The sequence below is a fragment of the Ramlibacter sp. genome (assembly GCF_041916345.1).
Taxonomy (GTDB): Bacteria; Pseudomonadota; Gammaproteobacteria; order Burkholderiales; family Burkholderiaceae_C; genus Ramlibacter.
Genome location: NZ_JAYRZR010000130.1, coordinates 262 through 7,637 on the forward strand (window position 1 = coordinate 262; position 7,376 = coordinate 7,637).

The following is a 7,376-nucleotide window of genomic DNA, read 5'->3' on the forward strand; positions in this document are numbered from 1 at the left end:
CGAGCGCACCTCCGCCAAGGCCTGCTGCTGCTGCAGCAGCTGGGTGCGCGGCGCGAAGCCTTCATCGGCCAGGCGGGCGAAGTAGGCGGTCTGCTCCTGCAGGGCCTTCTCCTGGGCTTGGCGCTGCACCAACGCGGCGCGCAGGCCCTCCGCCTGGGTGCGCACGGCCTCGATGGCGCTGCGCGTGGCGGCCGTCTCGGCCGCGTGGGCCTGTGCGCGGGACTGGAACAGGCGGCGCTGCGTCTCCATGTGCTGCTGAGACGAGGCGCGCGCGGACGCCTCCAGCAGATCCGGGTGGAAGCGGATCTCGCGCTCGCCCGCCAGCTCCGCCAGCAGGCGGCCTTCAGCGGCGCGCTGCGCGTGGTAGGCCTGCAGCACCGACTCCACATTGGCCTGCAGCGTGCCTGCGTCCAGCTCGATCAGCACGTCGCCGGCCTTCACACGCTGGCCTTCCTTCACATGCACCTTCGCCACCACGCCACCGAACTGGTGCTGGATGACGCGCCGGCCGGAGTCGATGGCCACCTGCGCGGGCGCGACCACGCCTTCGTCCAGCGGGGCAAAGGCGGCCCAGGCGATGAACAGGGCGAGGCCGGCCGCCAGGATGCCCAGGCCCAGGCGAACCGGCTGTGCAAGATCGACCGCGGCCGCGACGGCCTGGCCGGTGGCCGCGGCGGTTGCGTCGGGGCTGTCGTCGGCTCGCTGGGGACTCATGCGGAAGGGGACTGCCTGGAATCGGAGGTGATCTGCCCGCGTGTCATGCCGATCACGCGGTCGGCCAGCGCCACCAGGTTCTTCTGGTGGGAGGCCATCAGGATGGTACAGCCCTGCCGACGGCAGGCCTGCAGGGCTTCCACCAGCGCGGCCTGGCCGACTTCGTCCAGGTGCGAGTCGGGTTCGTCCAGCACCAGCAGCCAGGGCGACCCGTAGAGCGCACGCGCCAGCGCCACGCGCTGCTGATGACCGCGCGGCAGCGTGCCGCGGCCAGCGGTGAGCGGCGTGTCGTAGCCATGGGGGTAGCGCAGCACCAGCTGGTGCAGGCCGGCGGCGCGGGTGGCGGCCACCACATCCTCGGTTCGGGGCGCGCCGAGACGCGCCACGTTCTCGGCGAGGGTGCCGTCGAAGAGAGCGATGTCCTGCGGCAAGTAGCCTGTCTGCGCCGCGAGCGCCTCACGGTCCCAGTCGGCCAGCGCGGCGCCGCCCACCGAGAGCCGGCCCGCGTCCAACGGGCAGGCGCCGAGCACGCAGCGCAGCAGGGTGGACTTGCCGGCGCCCGAGGGCCCGGTGAAGGTCACCCACTCACCCGGAGCGATGTCGATCGAGACGCCGTCCAGCACGGTCACCTCGCCGTTTGCCGCCGGCATGCGCACCGTGACCTGTTCCAGGGCGATGGCGCGCGTGCCGGGTCTCGACACGCGCGTGCCAGGCTCGGAGGCAGGAGCGCGCTCCTCACGCAGCAGCGTCGCGATGCGGGCCCACGCCTGCCGTGCGTCGATGAACTGCCGCCAGGACTGGAACAGCCCGCCAAGCGGCCGCGTCGCGTTGTTGGCCAGCGTGGTCGCCGCGACCATGGCGCCAACGGTCAGCGCCCCCGTGATCGAGAGCCAGGCGCCGATGCCCAGGATCAGCGAGGGATGCGCCAGACCCACCACGCGGCTGATGGCCTGGAAGCGCTGCGCCTGCTCGCCGGCGTCCTGCTGGCACAGGCGCGCTTGCGTCGTTCTCTCCTGCCAGGTGCGTTGCCAGGCCGCCTCCATGCCCATGGCGCCAAGGGCCGGCAGCCGGGGCAGCCAGTCGGCGGTGGTGGCGTCGGCCGCCTGCAGCGCCCGCGAGGCATCGGCCTGCACTGGCGCCAGGCGCCGCTGGCCGAGCCACACAGTGATTGTCAGCATGATCACGACGGCAGCCGAGGCGGCCCCCAGGATCGGATGCAGCACGAACAGCACGGCCAGGTACAGCACCGCCCACGGCAGATCGAACAGCAGGTGGACGCCGCCATTGGTGACGAACTGCCGCAGCGCGTCGAGGTCGGCCGTGACCTGCGAGGCAGTGGCCGCGCGGCGCCCGTCGTGCGTGGCCCCCAGCATGGCCAGCAACGCGGGCGCACCCAGCGCCATGTCCCACTTGACGCCCAGTGCCATGACGAGGCGGCCGCGCAGCCAGTCGGCCACGGCGGCCACCACCAGCAGGCCGAGTGTCAGCAGCGTCAGCGCGATCAGCGTCAGGCCGCTCTGGCTGACCATGACGCGGTCGAAGACCTGCAGCATGAACAACGTCGGCACCAGAGCCAGCAGGTTGGTGGCCGCGCTCGCCAAGGCCGACCAGGCCAGGTACGGGCGAAACGGCGCCAGGCTGCGCCAGAGTGCGCGGGCGTCATCGGCGCGGGGGGTGGCCTCAGGATGCGATCGCATGGGGTGTGCCCTCGCGTTCACCGGGCCGCGGCTTGTTGCCGGCCTGAAGCTGCGCCATGACTTGCTGGCGTGGGCCGAAGGCGGCAATCGCGCCATCGCGCAGGGCCAGCAGGCTGTCCACCACAGGCAGGACGCCTGGCCGGTGGCTCACCACCACCACGGCGGCGCCACGGGCGCGGGCCGCGCGCAGCGCGGCAAGCAGGGCGCGCTCGCCCGCCTCGTCGAGGTTTGAGTTCGGCTCGTCCAGCACCAGCAGGCAGGGACGGCCGTACCAGGCCCGGGCGAGTGCCACGGCCTGGCGCTGCCCGCCGGAAAGCCCCGCACCACCCGGCCCGAGCAGGGTATGCAGGCCCTGTGGGAGCTGGTCGATCCAGGCCGTGATGCCTGCGAGGTCGACTGCCTCCTGCAGCAGGGCCGGATCGGCTGGGCCGAAGCGGCTGACGTTGTCGGCGATGGTGCCGGCCAGCAAATCCAGGTCCTGCGACACGTAGCCGATGTACGGGCCCAGCGCTGCGCGGTCCCAGTGCGACAGGTCGGCTCCATCCAGCCGGACGACCCCCGCGGCCCGCAGGCCCTGCCCGGTGAGTGCTCGCGCCAGCGTGGACTTTCCCGCGCCCGAACGCCCGATCACAGCCAGCACCTCGCCCGGCTTCACCTGGAAGCTGATCTGGCGCAGCAGCACCGGCCCGCTCGGGCCGCCGGTGACCGTGAGGCCTTCCACCTGAAGGTGCCCGCGTGGCGCGGGCAGCGGCATGCGGGGCTGCGGGGTGCCCAGGGCCTGCAGGTGATCATGCAGCCGCCACGCGGCCTGCCGAGCCTGCACGACCACGCGCCACTGCGCGGCGAGCAGGGCAATCGGGCTGAGCACGCGCGCAGCCAGGATCGATGCCGCGAGCATCATGCCGGCGCCGCCCCACAGCGTGCCTTGCAGGCTGAGCCAGGTGCCGATGGCCAGCACGAGCGTGGTGAGCACGCCCGCGTTGAAGCGCCCGAGTGCGGATTCGAAGCCGGCGTGCCGCGATGCCATCGCGTGCTGCAGCAGGTACTTGTGGTGCAAGGCCTGCCACCGCGCGAGCAGCCGCGCCTGCATGCCCAGCGCCTGCAGCACCTCGGCATCGCGGGCACCGGTGACAAGGTAGGCTCGCGCCTGCCCGGCGGTCTCGAAGGCAGCGGCCAGCCGCGGCTGCGTGCGCCGCTCGGCATGCAGAAGCACCAGCGCCTGGACAGCGACCGCGGCCAGGGCGAGGGCGCCCAGTCGCGTATCCACCAGGGCGATCAGTACCAGGAACAGCAAGGCGCCCGGCAGGTCGAGCGCAGCCAGCACCGCGGGTGAAGCCGTGAACTCCCGCCAGGCCCGCAGGTCGGTCAGCAGTTGCTGCCCCATCCGGTCGGCTCCGCGCTCCGCGCATCGAGCGCTGGCCGTCAGCACCCGCGCCGACAGTTCGGCTTCGGCCGCGGTGCCGACGGCGCGCAGCGCGCGGGCCCTCACCCAGTCCAGCAGGGTCAGCACGATGTAGGCAAGGCCCACCGCCAGCGCGAGCATCACCAGGGTGCGGGTGTTGCGGCTGTTCAGGACGCGGTCGTACACCTCGAACATGAAGGCCGAGCCGGCCAGTGTGAGCAGGTTGCCCGCCAGGGTGAACCCCAGGATCGCGAAGAGCGCCCCACGGGCCGGCGCCAGCGCTTGCCACAGCGGGCTGCCGGCGCCCGGCCAGGCGCGCGAGGTGTCGGTCTGCGCGCTCATCGCCACCCTGCGTGCCCGTGGGCGTGGCGCAGGGTGGCCTGTCGGTCGTCGATGAAGGTTGGACGCTGCACCATGCTGGGGGACTTCTGCGGATCAGGAGGTTACCAGCCCCTCGATCTGCGCGGCCGTCCGCGTGTCGCCGTTGGCCATCACCCAGGTCTCGATGAGGAAAGCGCCGCTGGAGCCGGCGGCGTACCAGTCGTTCACGTAAATGGTGTTCGCCGCGTTCGCGGTGTCCACCACCCGCAGCGCGTCACCCACCCGGCTGAAGCTCAGATCCGCCAGGTTGTGGCTGGTGAACTGGAAGGTGTCCACGTTGCCAGCGATGTAGTCGTAGTCGCGCACGCCGTCGAAGCCGAAGTTGCCGTCGAAGACGTACAGGTCGTTGCCCAGCCCGCCCTGCAACACGTCAGCGCCGGTGCCGCCGGCCAGGGTGTCGGCGCCGTCATCGCCAAAGAGCTGATCGTCGCCCACGCCGCCCGCCATGCTGTCGTTGCCGCTCCAGCCCACCAGCAGATCGGCGCCGTCACCGCCGTCGAGGCTGTCGTCGTCGTTCCAGCCGCGCAGGGTGTCGTTGTCTGCGCCGCCTTGCAGGGTGTCGTTGCCGTCGTCGCCTTCGAGCTGGTCGGCGCCCGCGCCACCGACCAGGCTGTCGAGACCGGCGCCGCCGAAGAGGGCGTCATCTCCGGTCTCGCCATGCAACGTATCGTCGTCGGCCCAGCCGCCCAGGGTGTCATTGCCTGCGCCGCCCAGGATACTGTCGTTGCCGGCCAGGCCGTTGAGCAGATCGCTGCCGTCCTGGCCAAGCAGCGTGTCCGCGCCGCCGGCGCCGTCGAGGGTGTCGTTGCCCGCGCCACCTTCGAACCGGTTGGCCTCCTCGTTGCCATACATCAGGTCGGCGTGCACCGTGCCGATGACCACTTCGATGCCGGTCACGCTGTCATCACCCGTGCTCACGCCACTGACCTGATTGCCGTACAGGATGGCGCTGATGGGCGTGGTCTCGGCGCTGTAGTCGGCGGTGTCGGTGCCGGTGCCGCCGTCGAGGCTGTCGTTGCCGGCGCCGCCGATGAGGGTGTCGTTGCCAGCATCGCCGTACAGGGAGTCATCCCCGGGGCCGCCCTGCAGCGACTCGGCCGCGGTCGTCCCGTTCACGAAGAGATTGCCGGAGAAGACCAGCTTGCCATAGCCGCCGGCATTCACCAGGCTGAAACTGGGCGCCGAGAAGCGGCCTGCCAGCTCGATGGTGAGATCCGCGCCCGCCACCGTGTCGAGACCCACATGAATGCGCGTGAGGTTGGCTCCGCTGTCGTAGGACGAGACCATGACCTGCCCGCGAAGAAGGGCTGTCGGCGTGTCCCCTTGCTGGAGTGAAGTGAGGTCGTAGCCCCAGATCGCCAGGCTCTCGCCTGCAGCCAGATCCGTGATCCGATCCGTTCCCAGGCCGCCGAAGAGCTGAGCTGCCATGCTGTTGAACAGGAATGTGTCGACCCCGCCGCCACCGGTGAGGGTGTCATGGCCGCCGCCACCCTCCAGCACGTTGGCCTCCGCGTTGCCCGTGATGACATCCGCGTTTCGCGAGCCGGTGATGTTCTCGATGCCGATCAGCGTGTCAGTCCCGCTCCCCCCTGTTACCAGGCTGGTCGTGAGGTCGGCCGTGATGCCAACGGTGCTGTCGGGCGTGCTGTAGTCCGCCGTGTCGATGCCCGTACCGCCTGCCATCACGTCGTTGCCGGCGTTGCCGACCAGACGGTCGTCGCCTTCGCCGCCTTCAAGGGTGTCGTTGCCAGCACCCCCTTCCAGTCGATCGTGGCCGCCAAGGCCCAGCAAGGTGTCATTGCCGTCGTAACCCAGGAACCGATTGGCCGATGCGTCCCCGGATAGCCAGTCTCCAAAGTTGGTGCCAAGGACCCCCTCGATACCCAGGTACACGTCACCCGCGGCGGCGCCACCGAGGGTGCCGCTTGCCAGATCCACGCTGACAGCGCTGGTTTCGGTGCCATAGGCGGCCACGTCGGCCGCACCTGCCCCGCCATTCAGGGTGTCGTTGCCGGGTCCGCCATTGAGTGTGTCGTCGCCTGCCTTGCCTTCGAGGCTGTCGTCGCCTTCCAGACCGAGCAGGTAGTCAGACACGTCAGTGCCTGACATCGTGTCATTGCCGGATGTTCCGCTGACTGCAAACATGGTTGCTCCTCGATGTCCCGATGGTTCTCAGATTACCAGCCCCTCGATCTGCCCCGCCGTGCGGGTGTCCCCGTTGGCCATGACCCAGCTCTCGATGACGAAGGCACCGCTGGAGCCGGCGGCATACCAGTCGTTCACGTAGATGGTGTTGGCCGTGTTCGCGATGTCTTCCACCCGCAGCGCATCACCGACCCGGCTGAAGTTCAGATCCGCCAGGTTGTGGCCGGTGAACTGGAAGGTGTCACTGTTGCCGGCGATGTAGTCGTAGTCACGCACGCCGTCGAAGCCGAAGCTGGCGTCGAACACGTACAGGTCATTGCCCAGGCCGCCTTGCAGCACGTCCCCGCCGGTGCCGCCGTTGAGCGTGTCCGCACCGTCGTCACCGAACAGTTGATCGGCCCCAGTGCCGCCGGCCATGCTGTCGTTGCCGCTCCAGCCCACCAGCAGATCAGCGCCGTCGGCTCCGTCAAGGCTGTCGTCGTCGTTCCAGCCGCGCAGGGTGTCGTTGTCCGCGCCGCCTTGCAGGGTGTCGTTGCCGTCGTCGCCTTCGAGCTGGTCGGCGCCGGTGCCGCCCAGCAGACTGTCCAGGCCGGCGCCGCCGTAGGCCACGTCGTTGCCGTCACCGCCATCGAGCGTGTCGTTGTCGTTCCAGCCGCGCAGGGTGTCGTTGCCTGCGCCGCCTGAGATAGTGTCGTTGCCGTCATCGCCTTCCAGCACGTCGGCCTCGGTTCCGCCGTCCAGGCTGTCGTGGCCCGAGCCACCGAAGAGCGTGTCGGCGCCGGCCTCGCCCAGCAGCGTGTCGTCGTCGGCCCAGCCGCCCAGGGTGTCGTTGCCCGCGCCGCCCAGGATGCTGTCGTTGCCGGCCAGGCCGTTGAGCAGATCGCCGCCGTCCTGCCCGAGCAACGTGTCCGCGCCACCGGCGCCGTCGAGCGTGTCGGCGCCGTTGCCGCCCTCGAAGCGGTTGGCGTCCTCGTTGCCGTACATCAGGTCGGCCTGAGCGGTGCCGATCACGACCTCGATGCCGGTGACGCTGTCGT

At 70.4% G+C, this 7,376-nt stretch carries 5 protein-coding genes; all 5 read right to left on the reverse strand.

The features are described from left to right. Positions 1-714 (reverse strand): biotin/lipoyl-binding protein (locus ACE3T5_RS20215; RefSeq protein WP_374669908.1); only part of this gene is annotated, 714 nt, incomplete at its 3' end. Next, positions 711-2,411: a type I secretion system permease/ATPase gene (locus ACE3T5_RS20220; protein ID WP_374669909.1), complete on the reverse strand. Its 1,701-nt coding sequence runs from the start codon at positions 2,409-2,411 to the stop codon at positions 711-713. The genes ACE3T5_RS20215 and ACE3T5_RS20220, both read right to left, overlap by 4 nt. After that, positions 2,395-4,155, reverse strand: a complete 1,761-nt coding sequence (locus ACE3T5_RS20225) for a type I secretion system permease/ATPase (protein ID WP_374669910.1) — start codon at positions 4,153-4,155, stop codon at positions 2,395-2,397. Before ACE3T5_RS20225 ends, ACE3T5_RS20220 begins: the two co-directional genes overlap by 17 nt. A 93-nt stretch (positions 4,156-4,248) precedes the next feature. Continuing rightward, complete coding sequence (locus tag ACE3T5_RS20230) at positions 4,249-6,339, reverse strand: hypothetical protein (RefSeq protein WP_374669911.1); 2,091 nt, start codon at positions 6,337-6,339, stop codon at positions 4,249-4,251. Positions 6,340-6,366: 27 nt separating this feature from the next. Next, positions 6,367-7,376, reverse strand: a 1,010-nt coding sequence (locus tag ACE3T5_RS20235; RefSeq protein ID WP_374669912.1) for a calcium-binding protein, incomplete at its 5' end; no start/stop codon positions are given.